The sequence below is a fragment of the Salinisphaera sp. T31B1 genome, assembly GCF_040361275.1.
Taxonomy (GTDB): Bacteria; Pseudomonadota; Gammaproteobacteria; order Nevskiales; family Salinisphaeraceae; genus Salinisphaera.
Genome location: NZ_APNH01000005.1, coordinates 177,632 through 203,390 on the forward strand (window position 1 = coordinate 177,632; position 25,759 = coordinate 203,390).

Annotated in this window: 18 protein-coding genes; 9 read left to right on the top strand and 9 right to left on the bottom strand. The window is 65.8% G+C overall.

The features are described 5' to 3' along the window. Positions 1–72: 72 nt before the first annotated feature. Positions 73–1,299, top strand: a complete 1,227-nt coding sequence (locus tag T31B1_RS17675) for an ATP-grasp domain-containing protein (RefSeq protein WP_353250859.1) — start codon at positions 73–75, stop codon at positions 1,297–1,299. An 84-nt stretch (positions 1,300–1,383) separates the two neighbouring features. Here T31B1_RS17675 and T31B1_RS17680 read toward each other — a convergent pair whose 3' ends face one another. Further along, positions 1,384–3,345 carry a hypothetical protein gene (locus tag T31B1_RS17680; RefSeq protein WP_353250860.1) on the bottom strand — a complete coding sequence of 654 codons (1,962 nt, stop codon included), beginning with the start codon at positions 3,343–3,345 and terminating at the stop codon, positions 1,384–1,386. A gap of 492 nt (positions 3,346–3,837) precedes the next feature. On the opposite strand from T31B1_RS17680, the gene T31B1_RS17685 reads away from it, so the two are divergent. Further along, positions 3,838–4,026 carry a helix-turn-helix domain-containing protein gene (locus tag T31B1_RS17685; protein ID WP_353250861.1) on the top strand — a complete coding sequence of 63 codons (189 nt, stop codon included), beginning with the start codon at positions 3,838–3,840 and terminating at the stop codon, positions 4,024–4,026. Between the two features lie 9 nt (positions 4,027–4,035). On the opposite strand, the gene T31B1_RS17690 is transcribed toward T31B1_RS17685, so the two are convergent. Both T31B1_RS17690 and T31B1_RS17695 read right to left on the bottom strand, forming a co-directional pair. Beyond that, complete coding sequence (locus tag T31B1_RS17690) at positions 4,036–4,512, bottom strand: hypothetical protein (RefSeq protein WP_353250862.1); 477 nt, start codon at positions 4,510–4,512, stop codon at positions 4,036–4,038. Beyond that, positions 4,509–4,868 carry a DUF4870 family protein gene (locus tag T31B1_RS17695; RefSeq protein WP_353250863.1) on the bottom strand — a complete coding sequence of 120 codons (360 nt, stop codon included), beginning with the start codon at positions 4,866–4,868 and terminating at the stop codon, positions 4,509–4,511. Before T31B1_RS17695 ends, T31B1_RS17690 begins: the two co-directional genes overlap by 4 nt. 84 nt (positions 4,869–4,952) lie before the next feature. On the opposite strand from T31B1_RS17695, the gene maiA reads away from it, so the two are divergent. The 3 genes from maiA to T31B1_RS17710 all read left to right on the top strand — a co-directional run bounded on the left by maiA (position 4,953) and on the right by T31B1_RS17710 (position 11,771). Continuing rightward, positions 4,953–5,606 carry a maleylacetoacetate isomerase gene (gene maiA, locus T31B1_RS17700; RefSeq protein ID WP_353250864.1) on the top strand — a complete coding sequence of 218 codons (654 nt, stop codon included), beginning with the start codon at positions 4,953–4,955 and terminating at the stop codon, positions 5,604–5,606. Positions 5,607–5,732: 126 nt separating this feature from the next. Further along, complete coding sequence (locus T31B1_RS17705; protein ID WP_353250865.1) at positions 5,733–10,556, top strand: NAD-glutamate dehydrogenase; 4,824 nt, start codon at positions 5,733–5,735, stop codon at positions 10,554–10,556. Between the two features lie 51 nt (positions 10,557–10,607). Beyond that, a complete protein-coding gene (locus tag T31B1_RS17710) occupies positions 10,608–11,771 on the top strand; it encodes a hypothetical protein (RefSeq protein ID WP_353250866.1) in 1,164 nt (387 codons plus the stop codon). On the opposite strand, the gene T31B1_RS17715 is transcribed toward T31B1_RS17710, so the two are convergent. Continuing rightward, positions 11,754–12,821: an AraC family transcriptional regulator gene (locus tag T31B1_RS17715; RefSeq protein ID WP_353250867.1), complete on the bottom strand. Its 1,068-nt coding sequence runs from the start codon at positions 12,819–12,821 to the stop codon at positions 11,754–11,756. The two genes, T31B1_RS17710 and T31B1_RS17715, sit on opposite strands and share 18 nt — an antisense overlap. A 90-nt stretch (positions 12,822–12,911) precedes the next feature. Between T31B1_RS17715 and T31B1_RS17720 the strand changes: the two genes are divergently transcribed. The 3 genes from T31B1_RS17720 to T31B1_RS17730 are packed head-to-tail and all read left to right on the top strand — an operon-like array spanning position 12,912 to position 17,645. Next, positions 12,912–14,543: an FAD-binding oxidoreductase gene (locus tag T31B1_RS17720; protein WP_353250868.1), complete on the top strand. Its 1,632-nt coding sequence runs from the start codon at positions 12,912–12,914 to the stop codon at positions 14,541–14,543. Further along, the gene (locus tag T31B1_RS17725) at positions 14,533–16,077 is read left to right on the top strand and encodes a glycerol-3-phosphate dehydrogenase/oxidase (RefSeq protein ID WP_353250869.1); all 1,545 of its coding nucleotides are present in this window, start codon (positions 14,533–14,535) and stop codon (positions 16,075–16,077) included. Before T31B1_RS17720 ends, T31B1_RS17725 begins: the two co-directional genes overlap by 11 nt. Next, positions 16,074–17,645, top strand: a complete 1,572-nt coding sequence (locus tag T31B1_RS17730; protein WP_353250870.1) for an FGGY-family carbohydrate kinase — start codon at positions 16,074–16,076, stop codon at positions 17,643–17,645. The genes T31B1_RS17725 and T31B1_RS17730 overlap by 4 nt, the downstream gene beginning before the upstream one ends. Here the strand turns inward: T31B1_RS17730 and T31B1_RS17735 are convergent. From T31B1_RS17735 to T31B1_RS17755, 5 genes are all read right to left on the bottom strand, one after another. Continuing rightward, positions 17,592–19,073: a glycosyltransferase family protein gene (locus T31B1_RS17735; protein WP_353250871.1), complete on the bottom strand. Its 1,482-nt coding sequence runs from the start codon at positions 19,071–19,073 to the stop codon at positions 17,592–17,594. The genes T31B1_RS17730 and T31B1_RS17735 overlap by 54 nt on opposite strands. Next, on the bottom strand, positions 19,070–19,807 hold the full coding sequence (locus tag T31B1_RS17740; RefSeq protein ID WP_353250872.1) for an SDR family oxidoreductase: 738 nt from the start codon (positions 19,805–19,807) through the stop codon (positions 19,070–19,072). The genes T31B1_RS17735 and T31B1_RS17740 overlap by 4 nt, the downstream gene beginning before the upstream one ends. Continuing rightward, positions 19,804–21,147 carry an FAD-binding oxidoreductase gene (locus T31B1_RS17745; RefSeq protein ID WP_353250873.1) on the bottom strand — a complete coding sequence of 448 codons (1,344 nt, stop codon included), beginning with the start codon at positions 21,145–21,147 and terminating at the stop codon, positions 19,804–19,806. Before T31B1_RS17745 ends, T31B1_RS17740 begins: the two co-directional genes overlap by 4 nt. A gap of 86 nt (positions 21,148–21,233) precedes the next feature. Continuing rightward, on the bottom strand, positions 21,234–22,679 hold the full coding sequence (locus T31B1_RS17750) for a UbiA family prenyltransferase (protein ID WP_353250874.1): 1,446 nt from the start codon (positions 22,677–22,679) through the stop codon (positions 21,234–21,236). Continuing rightward, entirely contained in the window at positions 22,679–23,650 is a 972-nt protein-coding gene (locus T31B1_RS17755; RefSeq protein ID WP_353250875.1) for a lysylphosphatidylglycerol synthase transmembrane domain-containing protein, read from the bottom strand. The genes T31B1_RS17750 and T31B1_RS17755 overlap by 1 nt, the downstream gene beginning before the upstream one ends. A gap of 334 nt (positions 23,651–23,984) precedes the next feature. Here T31B1_RS17755 and T31B1_RS17760 point away from each other — a divergent pair, with 334 nt between their 5' ends. Beyond that, positions 23,985–25,742 (top strand): acyl-CoA dehydrogenase, encoded by a 1,758-nt coding sequence (locus tag T31B1_RS17760; RefSeq protein ID WP_353250876.1) that lies wholly within the window; start codon positions 23,985–23,987, stop codon positions 25,740–25,742. Positions 25,743–25,759: the final 17 nt, after the last annotated feature.

Sequence of the window (25,759 nt, forward strand, 5' to 3'; positions counted from 1 at the left end):
TGCTACTGCAAACGTGATCCTCACAACCCGTGTGTTAGAGTCGAAGACGTTATTCGAATCTACGGAGCAGGTATGGCAGAGAAGAATCCCGACAAGGGTTACGTGGCCCTGCTCGGCTGGTCGCTGGGTGCGATCGAGGCGGCGGATCGGTTCGATCGTCGCTATGTCGTGGTCGCCCCGGACTGGGCCGAGACATACTGCCAGGAACACGATATTCCCTATATCCCGTGGAATTTCGAGCGCTTGAACGATCGCTCGCTGGAAATCGCGGAGAAACTCAAGGAAGCCGGTGTCGACGTCGCCATTCCGCTGTTCGAGGAAACCGTGGAATGGTCCGGCGCGATCAACGCCGTGCTCATGGACAACCCGCGCCTGCACGGTCAGGCGGTACTGTTCCGCGACAAGGCGCTGATGAAGCGGCGCGCCCAGCTGGGCGGCATACGCGTGGGCATCTTCGAGGAAGCGCACGAAAAGGATGACGTGGTCCGCTTTCTCAAACGTGTCAACCAGACGCTGCTCAAGCTCGACGGTGACCCGGACGATCCGATCCATCTCAAAGCCTTCGACAAGGCCGGCTGCCTGGGTCATCGGATGATCCGTACGCCCGAGGAAGTCGACGCCATTCCGGACAGCGAGTTTCCGCTGCTCATGGAAAGTCATCTAGACGGCTGGGAGTTCGCGGTCGAGGCGTGGATCTGGGACGGCAAGATCCAGTTTCTGAATATCTCGGAGTACGTGACGCTGGGCTATTCGGTGTTCGTGCCGGCAACGCCGGAACTCGAGAGCTGGCGTACGTTGATCACCGAACAGATCGAGAAGCTCATCAAGACCTTCGACATCAAGTTCGGCCAGATTCATCCGGAGTATTTCGTGACCTCGGACGGCACGATGTACTTTGGCGAGGTTGCTTATCGTCCGCCGGGTTTCAAGGCCTTCGAACTGATCGAGCGTGCCTACGGCTTCAATGCCTATCAGGCGTCAATTCTCGTATTCGATCCGAAAACGACGGCCGAAGAGGTCGAAGCCTTTTTTCCGGAGCCGGTCAAGGACGCGCTGGGCTATGCAGGCTGTTTCGGGGTGTATCCGCGCCGCCGTGTGGTCAGCAAACTGGAAGTGCCCAAGGAGACCGAGGATCACCCGTACTTCGATTTCCATGAGCTGACGGCACCGATGCAGGAGACAGTCACCAAACGCTCGGCGTTCGGGACCCACTGGGGTCTGGTGTTCTTCTTCGGCGACAATCCGCACAAGCTGCGGGATCTGCTCAAGCATCAGGAAGAGTTGGACTTCTACGTCTAGCGTCGACTCGTGCCGTCTTGACGGCTCATCACCAAAGCCCGTGCCGGCTCCGCCGACACGGGCTTTTTCATGAGCGGCGAGTCGCTATTCGGCCCAGCTCATCCCGGCCGCCCAGCTGTCGGCGACGAGTTCGCGCACCCGCGCGATCGCATCGTCGGGCACGGTGTCGGTATCACCGGTTTCGCGCCGCTTGTAGTGGTAGACATAGACCCGGGCCAGAAACTGTTCGAACGGAAGTGACGATTCGCCTTCGAGTTCGCCGTGATCATGCGTGGATGTCACGATGTCCTGGCCCCAGTTCTGGCCCTTGTCGCGGTTCGGGTTGAAGAAATAGACCCGCCATTCGCCGGCCGGATCGTAGGCCACCCGCTGGATGGCGATCGCGTGCCAGCCCACTAGCTCGCCGTTGTAGTTGGTGGTCGCGATACCGCAGGGCTGGGCATAGACCAGATCGCGCCCCCCGTTGTACAGCGGGTGATACGAGACATAAAACGTGCGAAGGAACGCATCGCATTCGGTGATTGCGCCGGTTGCGGTATCGATGAGTTCTGCGAAGCCGCGGTGGACCCACCAGCCATGCAGTTCCGGGTTCACCCAGCGATGGCCGTCGCCAACGCGGCCGATCGTGAGCCGGCTCATCTCCATGTAGATACGGTCCAGATGCGGCGTGAGCAACAGCGACACCGGATCCAGCTCGGTATGCAGATCGGTCGCCAGGCCGAACGACAGTTCGCTCGAACGAATGGTCTTGCCCTCGAAATGCATGAGCAGCTCGTTCTCGCGCGCTGCGAAGGCGATCAGCTCCAGCAGATAGCCGACGTCGTTCTGCGCCCAAAGGCTGATCGCACGGGCGGACTGGCAGGTCGGATTGTGTCCCTGATCGACGCCGCGCGGCTGGCCCAGTACCGACAGCGTACCGGCGAGCAGCAGCACGTTGGCGTCGGGTGGATCGGCCCATTCGCTGGCGTCGCGCAATGTCTCGGCCACCTCGGGATGGATTGACAGCACGATCAGCCGACGCAGGCCCGGTAATACCGGGCGGATGAAGGTCATGCCCTGCTCGAGCAGCTTCGACAAGCCATAGATCGCGCGTGCGGTCTCGCGCCAGATGGAAAACCGGATCAGATCCGAGATCAACGTCTGGTGGGCGCCAAGGCTGACCTTGCCGACCGCGTTGAGCGATAGCGCGGGGCCAACCAGTTCGGGCGCGTTGTCGACCAGGTGGCGCAGCAGATCGGCATGCTGGGCCGAGACCAGACCGGTTCGCGTCATCGCCTGGCCAAACGTGCGCGCTTCTTCGGCCAGCGCGTTGATATCCAGCTGCTCCAGAGCGCTTACGTAGTCGTCGCGGGTGCCGGCGCGCGATAACGGGCTCGGGCCGTTGAGTGCGTTGATCCATTCGCGCGCCCGGAAAACCGCGGCATCGTCGTTCGGCAGTTGTTCGGTGGCCCGCGTGGCGGCGCGCAGTAGCGCCTCGGCCCGTTGAACCATGATCGGACGCTGCAACAGCACGCGTTCGACCTCGTAGATCAGAGAATTGAGGATGGCGCCGACGCCGATCCGCTCGAGCACGAAGTCGAACAGGTTCTTGACGCGGGCGGCGGCCTCGACGTCGCCTTCGCGGGTTTCTTCGGTGGCGACCGGAAACAGTAGATCGAGGTTCGCGGCCAGCACCTGCTCGAGGAAGTTGCGGGCCTCCGCGGCCGTCATGGCCGTGTGGGTGCTCTGGTTTTCGGCCAGTGCGAGCATGCGCAGCTCGCTCAGGCATTCCAGTATCGCGCTCGGCCCACCTGCACGCAGCGTTCCGCTGACCAGCCCGGTTTGAAGCACGCTCGGATCGAGCCAGTCGCCGCCCTCGAACACGCCGGCGTCGTCGAACCGAGGCGCGAATCGATACAACTCCGCGATGCCCTCGGGGCTGCGCAGCAGCTTCTTGGCACGCGCCAGCAATTGTTGTTGCTGGCTGAGCTTGCCGAACGAGCGAGCTGCCTCGAGGCGTTCGAGCACGCGCTCGAAATCTTGGGCCAGTCGCGAGGGATCGTTCATGGGGTCGATGTCAGCCGCGTCCATCGGTACCGGCCCGGCTGCAATCGGTTGCTAGCGATGAGAATCTGCGGTGATCGTGCATGATTGTGAGTCCGTGCCGAACGTCGGGCTTGCGCTGAACGTACGCGCCGCGCGCGTTGTCCGGCGAGGATCCGGTCGTTGGAATTGCATGCACGGTAGCATAGCCGGCGTGTTCATCCGGTTCGACTTGCACCATTCGGTCGCCGGGGCCACGACCGGCCGGCGACGACGGATGTCCGCCCTACAAGCGGCTGGAACGCCGGGCGATGCTGGTGGTGCCGGTCAGGAAATCGTCTTCCGGGTAGCCGCTGGAAGCGCCAGGCCGAACCTTCGTCGGGGCCCTACGAGATCGCGGTCGGCCAGGCCCGCCTGTCCATTCGCCTGGCGGGTCCGGCCGGTACGGACGGCTGGATACTGACCCTGGTCGAGTTCGACGACGAAGCCTCGATCAACGATTTCGTCGAGCGCTTCGTGCTCACCCCGCGCCAGGCCGAGGTGCTGCTATGGATATCGCGCGGCAAGACCAACCGCGATATCGGCGAAATCCTCGATATGAAACCGCGGACCGTGAACAAGCACCTCGAACACATCTTTCCCAAGCTGGGCGTGGAAACGCGGGCGGCCGCCGCGGCGACCGCCCTGCAGGTGATCGGTCCCTAGGGCCGGGGTTCATGCCGGGCGGCGATCGGCCCAGCGCAGCCAGCGAAGGATCAGGCGTACGCTGATCCAGAGTGTGACTAGCAGCCACCCGGCCGTCGCGATCAACCCGGCGGCCATCAGCTTGCCCAGGCCCAGCTGCGGCCACGCTACGGCTAGCGTTTCGGCCGGATGCGGCGCATAGGCCAGGGTATTGACGAGCGTGGTCAGGCTCGTGTGCAGGGTCGGGATTGCCAGCAGGGGCACGATCAACACCAGCAGCAGTGCCAGCACGGACAGGGTGTGATGTCGCGCCAGCCAGCGATGGTGCGAATCGGCCGGTTCGGCCTGTTTATGCACTCGTGGACGGCCCGCATGCCAATGGATGATGGCTGCGACTGCCATGAGCGGCAGCAAGACGATGCCAATGCCGAACCACAGCGCAACGGCCGCAGCACCCGCTGCCAGGTAACCCAGGGTCACGCCGGCGATCAGGGACTGCGCGTTCACATGCTCGGGCCGGGCAGGGCGCGGCGTTCGGCAAAGGCGAGCACGCCGCGGATCAGCCGATAGGCGCACCAGACCCAGAGCACAGCAAAGCCGAGCAGGCCGACGAACGCGATGGCCAGTACGCTGCATACCGCAAACCAAAGCACGCCGAACCAGAAGGTACGCATGAGCCAGCGGTGATGCGTGTAGGCCACGCCGTCACGACAATCGCGCAGCTTGACGTGGTTGATGATCACACCGGCCACCGCCGGCAGGAAGGTGAAAAAGCCCAGGCCATAAAGCACATAGGTCACGAGCAGCACATTGCGCTCGACCTCGCTGCGGGTTACCGGGGTGTGGTCGGATTGTGGCGGCATGGCTTGGTCTGGTTGGACGCCCGCCGGAACGGGCGTGTTTGCTAGAATCGCGATCACTCGGGCCATTCAACCGGCAGATGCCTCATGCTCCAGCTCTTCACGCACCATCGCAGCGTGTCCGCGCATCGCGTGCGTATCGCCCTGAACTACAAGGGCGTGTCGTACAAGTCGATCTTCACCGACCTGGACCGCGCCAAGGGCGATCGCCTGAGCTATCTCAACGTCAACCCACAGGGCCTGATTCCGGCGCTGTGGGCCGAGGACGATCTGGTGATCTCCCAGTCGTCGGCCATTCTAGAATATCTGGAGGAGCGCTATCCTGAACGGCCGCTGCTGCACGGCGATATCGCCCAGCGCGCACGGATACGTTCGTTCGCACAGATTGCCATTGCCGATACCCATCCGCTGAACAACCTGCGCGTGCTTCGTTATCTGCGCGATGGCATGGACGTGGCGTATGCAAAGCGCCGGCAATGGTTCGAACACTGGATAGCCAAGGCTTTCGGGCCAATGGAATCGATTCTCTCGGCACAGGCCGAGGCCAGCGACAATCTCAGCTACTGTTTCTCCGACAAGCCGAGCCTGGCGGATGTCTGCCTGGTGCCCCAGGTATCCATGGCCGAGCGCTACGACGTGAATTTGTCGGACTATCCCACCTTGCGTCGTATCTATCGCTCGTGCATGACGCTGGCTGCATTCCAGGCGGCCGATCCGGACACGCAGCCGGATACGCGCTAGCTCGATACGGCGGTTTTTGCGCTGCGGCCCGGCTCCTGTCGGCACGCCGCCGCGATAGAGCTTGTTTCCGTCATATAGCCGGCGCTAGGGTGGCGTTGATGGCCCACCCCTGAGCAAGAGCCGGCAATGCGAAGCACCGCGACCCGAGTGGCAGACGTCCGCGCACGAGCCAGCGCATCCACGGCGAGCGACAGCGGCGACCTGTTGCTGGATTTTGTCGACGCTTGTTTCGACGGGGTCAGCCCGGAAGCACTGGCGCCGCGTTCGCCGGCGGCTCTGTTTGCGGCGGTGCGTGATCTGTTCGAACTGGTCGGCCGTCCGCGTCGCCGCGGCGAAGTGCATGTCGCGACCCAATCGCTGGACGGTAGCGAAGGCCGCTGCGATACCGCGCTGCTGACCGTCGCCGACGATATGGCCTTTCTGGTCGATACGGTCAGCATGGCCGTGCGCGACACTGGCGCCGAGATCGACTGGATGATGCACCCGGTGGTACGCGTTACCCGCGATGGAGACGGCCGGGTGGTCGCCGTTCGCAGCTCGGCGGAGACCACCGACCACGGCGATGAGGAATCTCTGATCCGGCTCGAGTTCGCGGCCGCGGCCGGCACCGACATGGATGCGCTGATCGCACGCGTACAGTCGAACCTGCGCGATCTGGCGCGGGTGGTCGCCGACTGGCAGCCGATGCGACGCCAGTTGCAGCGCGTGGTCGCCGAACTGGACGTCGTGCCGACCGGGGTCGACGCGGACGAATGCGCCGAAACCCAGGCGTTTCTGCGGTGGCTGGCCGACGACCATTTCACGTTGATGGGCTATCGCTGTCGCCAGATCGTCGAAGGCCAGGGCGAGCACGACGAAGACATCATGACCGATGTTCCCGGAACCAGCCTGGGCCTGCTGCGCGAGGACCGGCCCGACGTCGATCCCGACGGCTATGTCGCCCCGGCGGCCGCACTGGATAAATACACCCAGTCGGCACGGGTGCTGGTCGTGGCCAAGGCCAACATGAAGGCCTGGATCCATCACGCCGAGACCATGGACGTGATCGCGATCAAGCGCCTCGACGACATCGGCAACGTCATCGGTGCGCATCGTTTTCTGGGCCTGTTCTCCGGCGAAGCCTATGCGATGAGTCCGCGCCAGATTCCGCTGCTGCGACGCAAGGTGCGCGACGTGATGGCGCGCTCGGCGCTGCGCCCGCGTTCGCATTCGGCCAAGAGCCTGCGCTATATCCTGGAAACCTTTCCGCGCGACGAGCTGTTCCAGTCGTCCGAGGACGAGCTCTACAACACCGTCATGGGCGTGCTGGGCCTGCGCGAGACCGAACGGCTGCGACTGTTCATGCGGCGCGACCGCTACGACCGGTTCTATTCCTGTCTGGTCTACATGCCGCGAGAGCGGTATACCCTCGAACTGCGCGAACGTATCCGCACGGAGCTGGAACACCGCCTCGATGGCCAGACACACGAATCGGATGCCCAGTTCCTGCGCGGCGAACTGGTTCGGGTCTATTACCAGATTGCGATCGAGTCGGGTCATGGTGAGACGCTCGATACCCCGACCCTGGAAGCCGAGCTGATCGCTGTCACCCGGGCCTGGCCGGAGCGCTTCGCGGCCGCGGCCGAGGCCGCCGGCATGCTCATGCCGGCCTACGGGCGCGCTTTCGATACCGGTTATCGGGAACGGTTCAGCGCCGACGAGGCGGTCGCCGACGCCCAGATCCTGGCTGCGCTGGATGACGAAGCGCGGCCGGAACTGCGGGTCGTCGCCGCCGTCGATCACGAAGTCGGCCTCAAGCTCTACGGCAGCAACGACGAGATGCCGCTGTCGAGTGTGCTCCCGATTCTCGAGAACTTCGGGCTGTCCGTACACACCCAGCGGCCCTATGCGGTCAGCCGCCCCGGGCGGGCCCCCCAGTGGATTCACGAATTCGAGGCCGACCACCCGCATGGCCAGCGTCTGGCGGCGGGCGACGAGGCAGCCGAACGAATGGCCGGTGCGATCGGCGAGGCGTTTGCCGATATCGTGGCCGGACGCGCGGAGGACGACAGCCTCAACCGTCTGATCATCGCTGCCGGTTTCACGCCCCGCCAGATCGTACTGGTCCGCACCATTGCCCGTTATCTCGTGCAGACCGATCTGCCGTATTCGCCGGCCTATATCGAAACCCAGCTCACCCAGCACGCCGATCTGGTCTCTCATCTGGTGGGCCTGTTCGAGCAGCGCTTCGATCCGGCGGGGGCGAGCGCGGACGGTAGCGGACACGAGGACATGCACCGCCAGGCCGAGATCGATGCCGCGCTGGACGCAGTGGCCAGTCTCGATGCCGATCGGGTGCTGCGCGCGTTCTATGGCGTTGTGCTGGCCGCGCTGCGAACCAACTACTACCAGCACGACGCCGCGGGCGCGCGGAAGTCCTATGTGAGCATCAAGCTGGATTCGGCGCGCATGCCCGAGCTGCCCGAGCCCCGGCCGATGTTCGAAGCGTTCGTCTATGCTCCCGAGGTGGAGGGCGTGCATCTGCGGGGCGGCAAGGTGGCCCGTGGCGGGCTGCGCTGGTCGGACCGGCGCGAGGACTTCCGTACCGAGGTACTGGGCCTGATGAAGGCGCAGATGGTCAAGAACGCGGTGATCGTCCCGGTCGGGGCGAAAGGCGGCTTCGTGGTCAAGAACGCCCGCACCGACGATACGCGCGAGATGCGCCAGGCCCGTGGCATCGCCTGTTACAAGACGTTCATTCGCGGTCTGCTGGATGTCACCGACAACCGTGTAGGCGAGGCGATCGAGCATCCACCCGAAGTGGTGCGCTTCGACGACGACGACCCCTATCTGGTGGTGGCGGCCGACAAGGGCACGGCCACCTTTTCGGATATCGCCAATGGCCTGTCCGCCGACTACGGTTTCTGGCTGGACGACGCCTTTGCATCCGGAGGTTCGGCCGGCTACGACCACAAGGTGATGGGCATCACTGCCCGCGGGGCCTGGGAAGGGGTCAAGCGCCATTTCCGCGAGATGGGCCACGATATTCAGCGCGAACCGTTCACTGTGGTCGCCATCGGTGACATGGCCGGCGACGTGTTCGGTAACGGCATGCTCGCCTCGGAGCAGATCCGTCTGGTGGCGGCGTTCAACCACCTGCATATCTTCATCGACCCGGATCCGGATCCGGCGATCAGTTTCGCCGAACGAAAACGGCTGTTCGAGGCGCCCCGTTCGGCTTGGACCGACTACGACGAGTCGCTGATCTCGGCCGGCGGCGGCGTCTACGAGCGCAGCGCGAAGGTCATCGAGCTGTCGGCCCAGGCGCGTGCAGCGCTGGGGATACAGGCGAGCCGTCTCGCGCCGAATGCGCTCATCCACGAATTGCTGCGGGCGCCGGTGGACCTGCTATGGAACGGCGGCATCGGCACCTATGTGAAGGCCCGCGCGGAATCCAACGCGCAGGTCGGCGATCGCGCCAACGACGGCCTGCGTATCGACGGGCGCGAACTGCGCGCCCGAGTGGTCGGCGAAGGCGGAAATCTGGGCCTGACTCAGGCCGGACGTATCGAGTACGCGTTGGCCGGCGGGCGTCTCAACACCGATGCCATCGACAACTCGGGCGGCGTGGACTCGTCGGATCTTGAGGTCAATATCAAGATCGCCCTGGGTACCGTCGAAGCCGACGGCCGGCTGGAGCGCGAAGCACGCAACACCCTGCTCGCCGAGATGACGCCGGGGGTGATCGAACTGGTGCTGCGCACCAACTATCTGCAGACCCAGCAGATCAGCCTCATGGAGGCCGACGGCCTGGCGCGTTTCGATGAACAGATCAGCTTCATGCGGACGCTGGAACGCGACGGACGCCTGGACCGGCGGCTGGAGCGACTCCCCGACGACGAGACCATCGAAGAGCGGGTGCGTAATCGCCAGGGGCTGACACGTCCGGAGCTGGCAGTACTGATTTCCTATAGCAAGATTGCGCTGGCCGATGCGGTGCTCGCCAGCGATCTGCCGGACGATCCCTATCTGCAGGGCACATTGGCCGAGGGTTTCCCCCGGGCGTTGGCTGCGCGGTTTCCCGATGCGGTGGCCGGGCATCGCCTCAAGCGCGAGATCATCACCACGCTGGTGACCAACCAGATGGTGGACCGACTCGGTATCGCCACCGCACACCGGCTGCCGGCCGGTTTTGGCGCGCGCATGGATTCCGCCGTCGGTGCCTACGTGCTCGCCGACGCCTGGTTGGGTGGCGAGGCCCTGTTCGAGTCGATCGAGACGCTCGACAACCGTATCGATACCGCATCCCAGTACGCCGCCCACAAGATCGTCATCGCGCTGCTCAAGCATGCGATGAGCTGGTGGTTGAGCACCACCCATGTCGAGCATGATCTGGGCAGCCTGATCGATCGCTATCAGCCGAGTGCGCAACGCCTGTTCGACGAACTGTCCGAACACCTCACCGGCGGCTATGCCGAGCGCTGGAACACCGACCGCGATCGGTGGATCGCGGCCGGGCTGGAAACACCGCTGGCCGAGCGCATCGCCAGCGCCGATACCGGCGGCGGCATCATGGACATCGTCGCGCTGGCCGACGAACGCGGGCGCGATGTCGGCGAGGTGGCCGATATCTATTTTGCGGTCGGTGACCAACTGGGCGTGGACTGGCTGCAGGAGGCCATTCATCAGCTGGCCGCGGACGGGCGCTGGGCGGCACTGGCCCGGGCGAGCCTGCGCGGTGACAGTTACCGGATTCACGAACAGATCGTCGGCCAGGTGCTGGACACCCCCGGCGAACAGCCGCTGGAAGCCTGGCGCACCGAGCACGAGCGCACGTTGGCCTTCATCGGCGCACGCACCGCCGAACTGCAGGCGATCGACGCGCCGGGCCACGAACACCTGACCGTCGCGGTACGGGACATGGCGCGCCTCGCCACAGCCCGTCCCACCAGTCTGAGTGGCGCGGCCTGAGCCCGGCGGGTGTGGCCGCGCTCGGTGCACGCCGGAGCGGCCGGCCCGCCGGTGAGCGCCGAGCGTTTTTTTCCTGGCTGGCTGATCGGCTGCTGGGGCCTGGCCGTCGCGGTGGCGGCCGCTGGCGCGCTCAGCCAGTACGCGCTGGCTGCGACAGTGGCTGTCGAGGGTGCGCACGTGCCGTTGTTCAGCAGCTTCAACGCGGCCCATTTCCAGCTCGATTATCTTGCCCAGGGCTTCATCAAGCGGGGGCTGGCCGGGACGCTGCTGGCCGCGTTCGATGGGGCCGAACGCCGGACGCTGGCGATTGCTATCGCTGTGGCGGCGCTGCTTGCATTGTGTGCAGTACTGGCGATCGTGCTGTGGGCGTGCCGGCGGCGGCTTGCCCGAGCGGACTTCCGGCTGCTGGCCGCGCTATGGCTGGCCCTGCCGACCGGCGTGATCAATCTCGGCTACGATATCGGCCGGCTCGATCACCTGAACCTGCTGCTACTGGTCGCTGCGCTGGCCGCCCAGCGCCGAGGCCAGGGTCTGTGGGTCTGTATGACAAGCGTGCTGGCGCTGCTGATCCACGAGGCCTATCTGTTCTACGGCCTGCCGCTGCTTATGGCCGACGCATTGAGCCGGCCGCGACCGTCCGGGCCAACGCGCGCACGCTGTGAGCCCGGCGTCTGGATACACGGGCTGGTCGTGGTGGCCACGCTGGCCGTTCTCTGGGGCTGGGGTCGCTTCGAACCCGGGCGCGCGGCGCTGATTCAGAGCCTGGACGGTCGCGTGCCCGCCGCCCACAACGTGCTCAATGTTTGGCTGCGATCGCTTGCCGAGAATCTCGGGTACGTCGGCGAGCGCTGGGCACAGGGGCTGTTCGCGCCATCCGAGCTGCTGCTTTTCGGTGTCCTGATCGGCACCGCGCTCGGGCTGGCCTGGTCGGTTGCACGTCTCAATCGGCAATCGCTCGACATGCGCTGGTTCGCGAGCCTGGCGGTGCTGCCTCTGTTCGCGCTCGGGGTCGACTATGCGCGCTGGGTGGCCTTGTTCTGGACGGTAAGCCTCGCGGCGATCACCCTGGGCGTGCTCGACGGCCGGTTCACACGCCTGTACCCACCCCGCTTGGCAGGCATCGTGACAACGGCCGCAATCGCGAGCCTGGCGCTCGGTCCGGTCGGCAGCGTCCATGCGTTTCCGGTGATCTCGGCGCTATGGCAGGCGCTCTGATCGCAGGGTGGCGTTCGGGCCCTGTTGTCGGCGCCAGCGCAGGGGCGTGATGCCGTACCAGCGCTGGAACGCGCGCTGGAACGCACTCTGCTCGGAGAAGCCGAGCCGGATCGCGATATCGCCGACCGACAGTCCCGGCTGGCTCAGGTAACGCTCGGCCTGGCGACGACGTACAGCCGCGATCCGCGCGCGATAATGCGTGCCGGCTGCATGCAGATGCTGCTGAAGCTGCCGTCCGCCCAGACCCATCGACGCGGCCGCCGTTGCAAGATCCGGTACGCCAGGCTCGAGGTGCAGGGCGAGCCAGTCATCGAGCGTGGCGACCAGCGTCCGCGCGCGATCATCGGCGTCGTCGCGTTCGATACGACCGTGCAGTCCCGCGGTCGTCTCGGCGTTGGCTTCACGGCAGGCGAACGGTCGGCTCAGCAGGGCAGGGTCGAATACGATGGCACTGTCTGCCTGTTCGAATGCGACCTCACAGCCGAAGAATGCGCGATAGACGGCCGGATCGCCCTGTGGCCGATGAGCCAGATATACCGCCAGGGGCGCCTCGGCGCGCCCGCCGGCCCAGCGAGCGAAATGGACCCATGCCGCCAGAGCCTCCTCGGCCAGTGCCGGCATGCGGGTGATGCGGCTCTGCCAGACCAGTGCGCAGTCGCCGTCGTGTATTGCCAGCCGGCCCTCGCCGATGGCGTTGACCAGGTGCGCATAGCGACGTTGATAGGCCAGCGCCTGCCCGAGCGTATCGCATTGGCGCAGCAGCCGCCCCAACGTGCCCCAGCGCGAGGTATCGGCGGCCATGCCGAATTCCAGGCCGAGCAGCGGGTTGCCGGTGAGTTCGATTCCGTATCGCATCAGGTCGATGAAGCATCGCCCGTCGATCCGTCGTCCGGGGTAGTTCAGATCCGCTGCATCCAGCCGGGCGGAGCGAATCAGCGTCTCGCGCGCATGCCCTCGCTCTACGAGATAGGCCAGCAACGCCCGGAGCATGGATACGGCCACGGTCGCATGAATAGCCGCAGTGGCCGGAAGACCGCTCCGCTCGCTCATCTGTCTCTCAAGTCAATTTTTATGACTGTATATTCGGCTAGCCTCGGAACCGGTGCAACAATCGGTTCGACAAGACTACGGGGCAGGACGATGCGGCGTTGGAATGGATGGGGCGACGATACCTTCGAAAAGCCCTTGCCCGAGACGGCCCGACGGTTTCTGGCCGAGCGCCTGGGCCATGCCGATTCACCGGCCGATGCGAGCTGGGACAGCGCCTGTGCCCAGGTGGGGCCGTCCCGACTAGCCGCCGAGACGCTGCTGGATACCGAGGCCGCGATCCGTTTGCGGCATGCCCACGGGCAGAGCTTCGCGGATTGGGCGGCGTTGCGGCACGGCCATGTCGGCCCTTTCCCCGATGCCGTGGCCCGGCCGGCAGACCATGCCGCGACGCGCGCAGTCATCGACCGCGCGCGTGCGCTGGGCGCGGTGATCATTCCCTATGGAGGCGGCACCAGCGTGGTGGGACACCTGGCCGTGGTGGACGACGGGCGGCCGGTGATCAGCGTCGATATGTCACGCCAGGCTCGGTTGCTCGACCTGGATCCGGTCGATCGAATCGCGCATCTTGGTGCCGGCGCGCCCGGGCCGGTACTGGAGGCACAATTGCGTGCCCATGGTTTCGTGCTCGGCCATTATCCGCAGTCATTCGACTATTCCACCCTCGGCGGCTGGATCGTGACCCGCTCAGCCGGGCAGCAGTCACGCCGCTACGGACGAATCGAGCAGATGCTGCACGGCGCACGCGTGGCCGGCGCAGCCGAGGATCTCGATATCGGCCACCAGGTGGCGTCGGCGGCCGGGCCGGACCTGCGCCAACTGCTGCTGGGCTCGGAAGGTCGCCTGGGGATCGTGACCGAAGCGGCCATGCATATCCACCCGGTGCCCGCCTTCGAAGCCTTTCATACCGTGTTCTTCGACGACTGGACGCAGGCGCGTTCGGCCGCGCGTGCCATCGCGCAGGCCGGCGTGGAGGTCTCCATGCTGAGGGTGTCCGATGCCGAGGAGACCGATACCCAGCTGAGAATCGCCGGTCACGATTCGGCCATTGCCTGGCTGCGACGCTATCTCGGCTGGCGTGGAATCGGCGATGCGCCCTGCATGATGATGATCGGCGTCAGCGGCGCACGCGGCCCGGCGTGGTCCGCGCGCCGTCGGGCGCTGGCGCTGACCCGGGCGGCCGGCGGTGTGCACGTGGGAACACGTATGGGCAGCATCTGGGCGGCCAACCGGTTTGCCGGCGCCTATCTGCGCAACACGCTCTGGGAGGCCGGATATGCAGCCGACACCATGGAAACCGCGGTGCCTTGGTCGCATACGGATACCGCGCACCGGGCCATGGTCCAGGCCGCCCATACCGCACTGAACGCGTACGGCGAACGAGCACTGGCCTTCGTGCATCTTTCGCATGTCTATGCCGCTGGCAGCAGCCTTTACATGACCGTGATCTGGCGGCGAAGCCCCGATTATGAAACCGATATCGGCCGCTGGCGCAGCCTCAAGGCGGCGGTGAGCCGGGCGATCGTGGACGTGGGCGGCACCATCAGCCATCAGCACGGCGTGGGTCGGGATCATGCCCCCTACCTGCGTGCCGAAAAGCGGCAAGCCGGACTGGACCTGCTCAGTGCGGCCTGTCGTGCCCTGGATCCCCAGGGCATGATGAATCCGCACAAGCTGATCGAACCCTCTCGGGCCGCGTCGGAGGCGGGCGAAGATGTGGACTGACGGTTGGCGTGTGGCGTTCGAGGCCGCCTGTGGCGCGACGGCTGATGTGCTGGTCATCGGCGGCGGCATCACGGGAGCCGGTATCGCGCTGGAGGCCGCTCGTGCGGGAGCGCGAGTCGTGCTCGTCGAGCAGAACGACTTCGCCTCGGGCACGTCGAGCTGGTCGTCCAAACTGGTCCATGGCGGGCTGCGTTATCTGGCCGGTGGCCACTGGCAACTGACCCGCGAATCGGTACGCGAGCGCCAGCGTCTGATGCACGACCTACCCGGTCTGGTCACGCCGGTGGATTTCATCCTGCCGGTGTATGCCGGCGACCGGCCGGGTCGGATCGCTCTCCGTGCGGCGCTGAGTGCCTACGACGCCATGGCCGGCCATCGGCATTCGCATCATTTGAATCGGCACGCATTGGGCAGCGCCGTCCCGTATCTGCGCCCCGATCGGCTGACCGGGGGTTTCTGTTATCGCGATGCCATCACCGACGACGTGCGGCTGACCCTGCGGGTGCTGGCCGAGGCGCGAAGCTTCGCCGCTGCAACCGCGAACTACGTGGCGGCCGAATCCCTGATCGTTGCCGACAGGGAGGTGGTGGGCGCGCGCCTGCACGACCGCATCCGTGATCGGCGTTTCGAGATCCGCGCGTCGTGCGTGGTCAACGCCACCGGACCCTGGAGCGACCGTCTGCGCGATGAGGTCGCCGGTGCACCGCGACTGCGGCCCTTGCGCGGATCGCATTTCGTATTCCCGTTCGATGTTCTGCCCGTCGCGCGAGCGGTCACCCTGTTTCACCCGGCCGATCGCCGGCCAGTGTTCGCCCTGCCTTGGCAGGGCGCCACCGTGTTCGGAACCACCGATCTGGATCACGAGGCATCCATGGATCAGGCGCCGTACATGAGCGAGTCGGAGTCGGACTATCTCATCGTAGCAGCGCGCCATTATTTCCCCGCACTGGATCTGAGCGCGGCGTGCGCGGTGTCGCGTTTTGCCGGCGTTCGTCCCGTGATCCGCGGCGAGCCTGGTGCGTCGGCGTCCGACGAGTCACGCGAATCGGCGATCGACGTGGAAGCGGGCCTGGTCAGCGTGACCGGCGGCAAGCTGACCACGTTCCGGGTCACCGCCCACCAGGCGCTCGTACCGATCGGCGACCGTCTCGGCCGGCGGCTGCATGTCGATCGCCGCGCGCCGATCTTCCATCACCGCGTGCTGGGCCGCGGTACGGACGCGGCGCGTGCGCATCGCTACGGCCCGGCCTATGCACGCATGCCCGCCGCCGCGAACGATGAGCGAACCGTGGCAGCGACCGGTTATTGCATGCGGGAACTGCGTTTCGCGCTAAGTCATGAAGCGGTAGAGCATCTGGACGATCTGCTGCTGCGGCGGACTCGTATCGGGCTGATTGCCCGCCGGGGCGGGATCGAGGCCTTACCCGAGCTGGCCGGGCTCTGCCAGGAGGCGCTCGGCTGGGACAGGCCACGCTGGGAACGCGAGGTCGAGCGCTACCGCGCGCACTGGCAGGCTGTGCACGCACCAGTATGAACCGCGACCGCATACTCGTGTTCGATATCGGCACCCAGAGCGTGCGCGCACTGGTGTTCGACCGGTTCGGCCAACTATGCGCAACATCCCAGCTGGCGCTGGATCCGCCGTATCAGACACGCCAGGCCGGTTGGGCGGAACTCGCGCCGGAGCGAATCTGGCAGACGATGATCGAGGCCTGCCACGGCCTCTGGCGCGCCGATCCAGCGCTGTCGGCGCGCATCGCGGGCCTGGCGCTGACCGCCCAGCGGGCGACCAGCGTGTTTGTCGATGCACACGGCCAGCTCCTGGGCCCCGCCATTTCGTGGCTGGATCAGCGCCGGGCTGACGTCATTCCGACGCTGGGCTGGCCAGTACGCGCGTTCGCGCGCCTGGTCGGTGCGGCCCGAGTGATCGAGGACTTCCAGCGGGCCGCGCCGGCTAACTGGCTGGTCGCCCACGAGCCGGCGATCCATGCACGCATCGCACATGCGCCGCTGTTGTCAGGCTATCTGGTGTACCGGCTGATCGGCGCCTGGCGCGACAGCACCAGCGCCCAGGTCGGCTATATTCCCTTCGACTACAAGCGCCGGCGCTGGGCCCGCGCCGGCGACTGGAAATGGCGGGCGATCGCCTTGCGCGCCGAGCAGATGCCGGCCCTGGTCGAACCGGGAAGGCCGCTGGGGCGGCTGAGCCCGGCGGCTGCCCAAGCGCTTGGTCTGGGCGCCGGCCTGACCCTGTTCGCCGCCGGTGCCGACAAGGCCTGTGAGGTGCTGGGTGCCGGTGCCCTGTCGCCGGAGACCGCCTGCGTGTCGTTGGGCACCACGGCGACCATCAATACCTGTCGCCCCGACTATCGTGAAGTGACCCGACTCGTACCGGCCTACCCGGCGGCCGTGCCGGGCGCCTATACCGATGAGATCCAGATCTATCGCGGGTTCTGGCTGGTGTCGTGGTTCAAGCAGGAGTTCGCTGCCGATACACAGCGTACAGCCGGTCGCGAAGGGCGAGCGGTCGAAGCGCTGCTCGACGAAGCGATCGCCGGGGTGGCGCCGGGCTCAGACGGCTTGATCGTGCTGCCGACCTGGGCGCCGGGCGTGCGCGAGCCCGGCCCGGAAGCGCGCGGGGCGATGATCGGCTTTACCGACGTGCATACGCGTGCCCATGTGTATCGGGCGATCCTGGAGGGCCTGGCCTACGGGCTACGGGGCGGGCGTGAGCGTATCGAGGCCCGTACGCACGTGCCGATCACGCGCCTGCGGGTGGCAGGCGGCGGTTCGCAGTCCGATCAGGCGATGCAGATACTCGCCGACGTGTTCGGCCTGCGCGCCGAGCGCAGCCATACCCATGAGACCAGCGGACTGGGTGCGGCCATCAATGCTGCGGTGGGGCTGGGGTGGTATGCCGATCATGGCCAGGCGGTGCGCGCGATGGTGCACGACGGCGCCTGTTTCGCCCCGGATCCGGTAGCGCGAGGCCATTACCAGCGCCTGTACGATGAGGTCTATCGCAGGCTCTACGCCGATCTCAAGCCGTCACTGGTCCGCCTGGCGCGTGTGATGGCCGCCGTGCCAGCTGGTCCTGCGTAGCGATTCGAACAGGCGCTGGGCGAGCACGGCCAGCAGACAGGCAATGAACGGATTGACCGAGAACCGGAACCGCTGGTTCTCGTCGACCTCGAAGGCGTTGCCGATCACGCTGACATACATGATGTTCAGCCACAGGAAGATGATTACGGCATCGGCGGCGCTGACTCGGCGACGGACGGCGGCCCGGACCAGCACGTAAAAGCCGAACAAGACGGCCAGGCCATAGCCGACGGCGATCAGCCAGCCGATCTGGCCAGGTTCGAGATCGAAGCCGGGCTTGTCGGGGTACACGGGCTGGGCGGCGAGATAGCGCGAGAACGCCCGGCTCCAGGGCTCGATCGCGGCACGGTTGTCGGCCAAAAACGGGTAGTCGCTGGCCGGGCGCAAGAACATCAGCCAGGCGGTGGCCATCGAATCCAGATACACGTCGGGATGGGTACGGATGGCGGCCAGCGCATCGTCGAGCGCCTGTTGCGAGACCTCGGCATAGGCCAGGTGGTTGTAGTTGATATGGCCGGTCGAACGGCGTTTCTGATCGAGCACGGGTATGCCGGTCGCCGGGGTGGCGGCGAAGATCTCCGGGTAGGTCTCCGGCGTGTTGAACGGGAAATCGATCATGGCCATGTCGGAGAGCGCGCCGGCCTCGACCATGCGCTGGCGCTCATCGTGGTCGATGGCCAGCGTGGTGAGCTTGGACAGACTCATACCCATCCAGTCCGAAGTCGCGAAGTGGCCAGTGATCATCAGGTTCTTGCCATACAACGCGAAGATCGCGATCAGCGGCACGGCGGCCGCCAGCAGCACCTGGCGCCGATACCCCGGCAGTACGAGCGCGCAGTAGGCCGCCAGCACGACGAACCACTGCCACTGGAACATCGAGCGGGTATAGATCAGTACCGCCATGGCAACGAACAGTGCCAGGCAGTGGCCAAGCGAAAATCGCGTCATCAACGACTGGAACAGCCAGGCGATCGCGCCGAGCAGCGCCAGTATCGGCAGCGTGTAGTAGGGAATCGCCTCGTAGAGAGCCAGTGCAGGGGTGAGCATGAACACCAGCGCCACGGTGAACGCGAGCGGCTTGGACACGCCCAGGCGGCGCATCACACCGAACAACAGCAATACGCTGGCCAGTGCCATGGCGCTGTAGAGCAGCCGGAACGTTGCGGCCAGCAGTAACGTGTTGTCGCCGAGCTTGAGCACCAGCCCGAGCATCAGGTTGTACAACGGCGGCTGGCCGGGCATGTAGAAAACGCTCTGCAGCAGATGCTCGCGCAGGAGGACCGGATCCAGTATCTGCCAGGAGGTGTCGAGCGGACTCAGATCGAACCGGACCCCAGCCAGCCAGAAACCGACACGCGAGACCACGTAGAGCGCCGAAAGCCACGCGATCGCACGAAAGCGCGGCGATGATGCAGCGGCTGCCGTCATAGCTTGCTGCGATGAAACACCGCCCGCGGCAGACAGGTGATCACGGTCATGATCAGCCGCCAGAACCCGGGGGTGTAGAGCACGGCACGCCGTCGGCAGATTGCCTTGTGTATGTCGCCGGCCACCTTGTCGGGCTGGGCGAACAACGGACCCTTGTCGAAGTCGGCGGTCATGGGGGTGTCGACCATGCCCGGGCGGATGCTCAGGACCTGCACCCCACGGGCGAACAGGCGGTGGCGCAGCCCGTCGAGAAAAGCGTTCAGGCCCGCCTTGGCGCTGCCGTAGACATAGTTACTGGCCCGGCCGCGATCGCCGGCGACCGACGATATCGCCGCGATCAGGCCGCCGCCGCGACGTTCGAATCGATTGGCGACGTCGGTGAGCAGGGCCACCACACTGACCGCGTTGGTATGCCAGGCGGCCACGGCGGCGCTCGGGTCGGCCTGACAGGCCGTCTGGTCGGGTAGCGTGCCGTAAGCCACGAGTACCGTGTCCAGCCCGCCGAGTTCGGCCTCGGCGGCGTCGAGCATCGGTCCATGGGCCGACAGATCGTCGGCGTCCATGACGTGGGTGGCCACCTGCGCGGCCCCGCGTACACGCAGATCTTCGGCGATCGCGGCCAGACGCGTGTCGTTTCGACCGACCAGGAACAGCGCGTCGCCGTCGGCGGCGAAACGCCGGGCGGTATGTTCGGCGATGGTCGAGGTTGCACCCACGATCAGCAATTTTCTCATGTCGGTCGGTCCTGGTTGGGATCGGTGTCGTGGTCGGTGACCCGGCGCCAGAAGTCGGAATTGAAGGCGGGGTCGACATAGGCACAAAAGGCGCGCCAGTCGGGGAAGTAACGATCGAAGGCCGCCGCGCTCATGCGCGCGTCCTTGGCCGGGTATACCGCGCCGCCCGCGGCCATGACCACTTGGTCGAGTGCGTCCAGCAGCGCGAACGTACGCGGCCCCGGGTTCGGGAAATCCAGTGCCAGCGTCACGCCTGGACGCGGGAACGACAGCATGCCCGGCGAGGGCACGTCGCCGAAGATCTTGAGCACCGACAGGAACGAGCCGGCATTCGCGGCCGCAATTCGGTCCAGCAGTTCGGTGATCGCGGCGCGGCCGTCGTCGTGTGGTACGACGCATTGGTACTGCACGAAGCCTCTTGGCCCGTACGCACGGTTCCAGTGGGCAATGCCGTCGAGCGGGTAGAAGAACGGCTGGTAATGCTGGTTGGTGCGCGATCGGTTCTTGATACTGCGGTAATAGTAGAGCGTGTTGAGCGGTTTGAGGGTGAAGCGGTTGATCATCGACACGGGCGTGACGAACGGAAACGTCGGCCCCGAACGACGCCCCGGGTCGGGCGACTGGCCCAGCGCCGGCCGGTGGTTGGCCCGCATGAACCAGCCGCGTCCCAGCCGCGTGCCGCGTGCGGTGCAGTCGACCCAGGCGACCGTGTACTCGTAGTCGTCGTTGGATTCGGCCGACAAGGCGAAGAAGTCATCGAGATGGCCGAAGCGCCGGCTTTCGACGTCCATGAACGCGCCCTGGATCCGGCGCAGCGCGATGCTCGCCCGGGTGATCGCGCCGGTCAGGCCCAGTCCGCCGACGGTGGCCGCGAACCAGTCGGCGTTGTCGTCGGGCGTGCAGACCAGGTGCGAGCCGTCGCTGCGGCATAGCTCCAGCGAGCGGACATGACGCCCGAACGTGCCGGCACGGTGATGGTTCTTGCCATGCACATCGTTGGCGATCGCCCCGCCCACACTCACGAACTGGGTGCCCGGCGTGACCGGGAGAAACCAGCCCTGCGGTATTACCAGCGCGAGGATATCGCCCAGCAGCACCCCGGCTTCGCATTCGAGCAGTCCGCTGGCCGGGTCGAAGGCGATGAAACGGTCCAGCGAGCGCATCGCCAGCAGCGTGCCGTCGTGGTTGAGACAGCTGTCGCCGTAGCTGCGTCCGTTGCCGTAGGCCAGCATCGACGAGGCCCGGCCGGCGATCGCGTGCTCGCGCGTGACCGGCCGATGCACCTCGGCCGGCGTGGCCGCCGGGTAGCGGCCCCAGGATCGGTAGTCGTGGCCGGCCATGGCGGGCTAGCGTCCTGTCATGTCGATAGGGGTCTGGCCGGCTGCGAAAAGGCTTTCGCCGCTGCGGGTCCGTGCATCGCGAAACACTAGATCGCCATGAACATGATCAGGGCGCCGAGCAGCACGCAGACACGGCTGCCGTTGTCGCGCGCTGCGAACACGATCGGATCGTCGTGCATATCCCCGCGTAGCGTCTTGAGCCATATCCGGCTGATCCAGTACAGCACCACCGGGCACAACAGCCAGATGCGCACCGGATGGCTGTAATGGTCGGTGATATCGGGACTGTTGATATACAGTGCAAGCACCACGACGCTGGCATAACCGGCCGCCGTGCCGAGACTGCGCAGCATAGGCAGATCCGTGGCGATATAGCCGCGGCCCAGCGGCGCATCGCCGCTGTGTTCGGCCATCACCAGCAGTTCGGTACAGCGCTTGGCCATGGCCAGGCTCAGGAAGATCGACATCGACAGCGCCAGCAGCCAGAACGACAGATCGATGCCCGTGGCCGCGCCGCCGGCGATGATCCGCAGCGTATACAGTGCCGCCAGGGTCAGCACATCGAGCAGGGCGAGCTGCTTGAGGCCGAGCGAGTAGGCCAGCGTCAGCACGTAATAGATCGCCAGTACGCCCCAGAACAGCGGCGGCAGGAACGCGGCAATCGCCACGGAAACGATCAGCAGGACCGGGATGGCGAGCACGCCGTGGGCGATCGGCAGTCGGCCGGAGGCGAACGGTCGTTCGCGTTTGCGCGGATGCTGGCGATCATCGCCCAGATCGACTAGATCGTTGAGCAGATACACGCTCGAGGCGAGCAGACTGTAGGCGACGAATGCGGCCACCGCCATGGAGACCGTCACCGCATCGGCGAACTCGTGGGCGGCCAGCAGCGGCACGAAGATCAGCGCGTTCTTGGCCCACTGATACACCCGCAACGCCTTGACCCAGGTGCGCCAGTCTCCGCCTTCGCGGACGAAGTTCTGGCCGACATCGGCCTCGTCGCGCACGCGGGATTCGAGCTTCGAATGGCCGTTGACCAGAATCGCCCGACGCGCATGGCGCCAGATGACGCGGTCGACATCATGATCGGCGGCATAGTCGAAGGCGCCGCCGTTCAGATGGTCACGCAGCGCGTCGAGCTTGGTCTGGCCGGACAGGTTGGTGTGCTCGTCGCTGGCCAGTACCGCATCGAACAGACCCAGGTGTTCGGCCACCTGGCGGGCATATTTCTCGTTCGAGGCGGTGGCCAGTATGAGCGTGCGGCCGTTGGCTTTCTCATGCTCGAGCAACGCGATCAGGCGCTTGTCGTAGGGCAGATCGGCGATGCCGAGATCCGCCCGACGCGCCAGCTCGGCCTTGAGCTTCGCCTTGCCGGTGCCCAGCCAGCGTGGAATGCCCAGCAAACTGTGCGGCGAGGTATGCGCGACCATGAAAGCGGACTCGATCAGCAGATCGCTGTTGACCAGCGTGCCGTCGAGATCGACGACGAGCGGGACATCATCCGCCTTGGGCGCGGTGTTGGTCGAGTTCATCAAGACATCCTGTTCGTGGAAGAGGTATCCAGCGCACGGGGCCGGCGGCGACGGTCGATCTCCAGGCCGCCGAGCGCCACCAGGCCGATGACCACCGCGAACCACAAGGTAGCGATACGTGCGATCAGGGTGATGGCGATGGCGGTCGAGCCATCCACACCGGACAGTTTGAGCAGCAGGGCCATGACCGCCTCGGTACCGCCCAGACCGCCCGGCACGAACGACAGGGCACCGACCAGCATGCTCACCGCATAGATTCCGATCGCGGTCTCCAGCGCGAGTTCGATCCCCAAACCGTGGGCGATCACGAATAGCGACACGCCTTCGGCCGCCCAGGCCAGCAGTCCGACCGCCAGCCCGGCATACAGCGGCCGGTTGGCCATCAGCGCGAAGGCCTGGTCCCAGGCGGTGGCGATGCTCTGCAGCATGGACTGGATACGGGTTTCAGGCTTGGCGGTGCGTCGCTGCAGCGCTTCGAGCAGGCGTCGTTGGCGAATGGCCACGAGCATGACGCCCAGCGCGACGATGGGCGCGATCACCCACCATACATAGCCGGAAAAGGCGATCAGCACGAGCATCGACAACAGCGCAATCGCCAGCAGATCGAGAAACCGCTCGGCAAAGAAGGCCGCCAGGCTGTGGGGATAGGGCACGCCGAGACGCGCCAGATACACCGATCTGAGGCCTTCGCCCGCCTTGCCGGGGGTGGTGGTCAGGGCGAAGCCGGCGAGATAGATCACCGCATGCCGCAGCACCGGCACATGCTCGCCGAGCCAGTGCAGATAACCGTGCCAGCGCCCGAATCGCAGCGCATAGTTGATCAGCGACAAACCCAGGATGGCCGCCCACCAGCGTGCGTCCAGCCGTTGCATGGCCGCGAGCGTGCGCTGACCGTCCAGCCCGGCGCCCAGTGTGATATAGAGCACGACGGCAAGGCCGAGCGAGAAGACGATGGTTCGAGTTCGGGGCAATGCAGGGCCTCGGTCGGTCGCGGTTCCACGCAAAAACGGCCGCTCCGACCGTTGTGAAAGACAACGCCACGCCACGACAGGCGACGTGGATACGCGCATGCCCTGGACCGGTTCCCCTCGACACCGCTCACGTCGTGCGCCGGCTGTCGCAGCGCTCAGCTTAGCGTAAAAACCGGTGTGCGCGACAGATCGGCGAATCTCGATCCCGGCGGCCGGAGGTCTGGACATGCCAGACGCGGCCTGCGGTAAGTAACGGCGATTACCCTTACTATTCGTCCGGCGCTGCGCTTGGCAGCGTTCATGAAAGCCATCGACTACAGGGCAACAGGACATCATGGCCGACTACCGTGCACCCACTCGCGACCTGCTGTTTGTATTGCAGGAAGTTCTCGACGCCGAGCGCATACGCCGGCTGCCGGGCTACGACGACTACGACCCCGACACCGTGGCGGCGATCGTCGACGAAGCCGGGCGATTCGCAGCCCAGGTGCTCGCGCCGCTCAACCGCGTGGGCGATCAGCAGGGCGCCCACTGGTCGGCCGACGGGGTCGCGGCGGCCCCCGGTTTCGGTGACGCCTATCGTCAGTATGTCGATGCTGGCTGGAACGGGCTGACCGGGAGCACGGCGTTCGGCGGCATGGGCATGCCGCGCGTGCTCGGCTCGGTCGCCACCGAATTCTGGAATGCCGCGAACATGTCGTTCGCGTTGTGCCCGCTGTTGACCGCCAGCGCCGTGGAGGCACTGGCCCACCACGGCAGCGACACGCTCAAGCGTATCTATCTGGAAAAGCTTGTCACCGGAGAATGGACGGGCTGCATGGACCTGACCGAACCCCAGGCCGGTTCGGATCTGGCCGCCGTGCGTACCCGTGCCGAGCCGGATGCCGAATCCGACGGTGCCTACCGGCTGTACGGCCAGAAGATATATATCACCTGGGGCGACCACGACATGGCCGACAACGTCGTTCATCTGGTGTTGGCTCGTCTACCCGACGCGCCAGCAGGCGTTAAAGGCATCTCGTTGTTTCTGGTGCCGAAATTCGTACTCGACGAGGATGGCTCGCCGGGCGAGCGCAACGACATGCGCTGCGTGTCCATCGAGCACAAGCTCGGTATACACGCCAGCCCGACGTGCACGATCGCCTACGGCGAGAATGGCCACGGCGCGCTCGGGTATCTGGTGGGCGAGCCCAACCGGGGTCTAGCGCACATGTTCACGATGATGAACGCCGCGCGCCACAAGATGGGTGTGCAGGCGCTGGGCGTGGCCGACCGCGCTTATCAGGACGCGCTGGCCTATGCCCGGGATCGGCAGCAGGGCGGCTCGGCGATCGTCGAGCATGCCGATGTCAAGCGCATGCTCCTGTCCATGCGCAGCCAGATCGACGTCTTGCGCGCGATGTGTCTGGATGCGGCCAGCCAGATGGACATCGCCGAAGCCGAGGCCGACGAAACCGCGCGTTCGGCGGCGCAGGCCCGCGTCGATGTTCTGATTCCCATCGTCAAGGGCTGGGGTACCGAACTCGGCGTGGATCTGGCCAACACTGGCATCCAGATCCACGGCGGGATGGGTTTCGTCGAGGAGACCGGTGCGGCGCAGTATCTGCGGGACGTACGGATCGCGCCTATCTATGAAGGCACCAACGGTATCCAGGCGATCGATCTGGTAGGCCGCAAGCTGCTGCGAGACGAAGGCCGCGGGATGCGGGCGTTCATTGCCGACATGCGTGCAACCGCGGACGGTGTGACCGAGGGTTCGCAGCCCCACCCGGCGCTGGCCGAGGCGCTGGGTCTGCTCGAACAGGCCACCGATACATTGCTCGAGGCCGGGCGAGGCCCGGCGATGGCCAACGCGTTCAACTACCTCATGCTCTGCGGTACGGTCGCCGGCGGCTGGTATGCCGCGCGTATCTCGGATGTCGCCCGCGCTGCGCTGTCCGAGGGTACGGCCGAGGCCGATTTCTACGAGGCCCGCCAGGCCTGTGCGCGGTTCTATGTCCGCCAGGTGCTGCCCCGCGCCCGCGGCTATGCGGCCATGGTCGAGGGCGGTTCGGAGGTGATCGAGGTCGTGGATACGGCGCGTCATCTCTAGGACCGTTCGAGGCGTCA

Bases quoted from the DNA above. Each gene is read 5' to 3' on its own strand.
- T31B1_RS17750 (WP_353250874.1), bottom strand. From the start codon at position 22,679: ATGAACTCGACCAACACCGCGCCCAAGGCGGATGATGTCCCGCTCGTC.
- T31B1_RS17725 (WP_353250869.1), top strand. From the start codon at position 14,533: ATGTGGACTGACGGTTGGCGTGTGGCGTTCGAGGCCGCCTGTGGCGCG.
- T31B1_RS17760 (WP_353250876.1), top strand. From the start codon at position 23,985: ATGGCCGACTACCGTGCACCCACTCGCGACCTGCTGTTTGTATTGCAG.
- T31B1_RS17735 (WP_353250871.1), bottom strand. From the start codon at position 19,073: ATGACGGCAGCCGCTGCATCATCGCCGCGCTTTCGTGCGATCGCGTGG.
- T31B1_RS17740 (WP_353250872.1), bottom strand. From the start codon at position 19,807: ATGAGAAAATTGCTGATCGTGGGTGCAACCTCGACCATCGCCGAACAT.
- T31B1_RS17705 (WP_353250865.1), top strand. From the start codon at position 5,733: ATGCGAAGCACCGCGACCCGAGTGGCAGACGTCCGCGCACGAGCCAGC.
- T31B1_RS17675 (WP_353250859.1), top strand. From the start codon at position 73: ATGGCAGAGAAGAATCCCGACAAGGGTTACGTGGCCCTGCTCGGCTGG.
- T31B1_RS17720 (WP_353250868.1), top strand. From the start codon at position 12,912: ATGCGGCGTTGGAATGGATGGGGCGACGATACCTTCGAAAAGCCCTTG.
- maiA (WP_353250864.1), top strand. From the start codon at position 4,953: ATGCTCCAGCTCTTCACGCACCATCGCAGCGTGTCCGCGCATCGCGTG.
- T31B1_RS17715 (WP_353250867.1), bottom strand. From the start codon at position 12,821: ATGAGCGAGCGGAGCGGTCTTCCGGCCACTGCGGCTATTCATGCGACC.
- T31B1_RS17730 (WP_353250870.1), top strand. From the start codon at position 16,074: ATGAACCGCGACCGCATACTCGTGTTCGATATCGGCACCCAGAGCGTG.
- T31B1_RS17695 (WP_353250863.1), bottom strand. From the start codon at position 4,868: ATGCCGCCACAATCCGACCACACCCCGGTAACCCGCAGCGAGGTCGAG.
- T31B1_RS17680 (WP_353250860.1), bottom strand. From the start codon at position 3,345: ATGAACGATCCCTCGCGACTGGCCCAAGATTTCGAGCGCGTGCTCGAA.
- T31B1_RS17745 (WP_353250873.1), bottom strand. From the start codon at position 21,147: ATGGCCGGCCACGACTACCGATCCTGGGGCCGCTACCCGGCGGCCACG.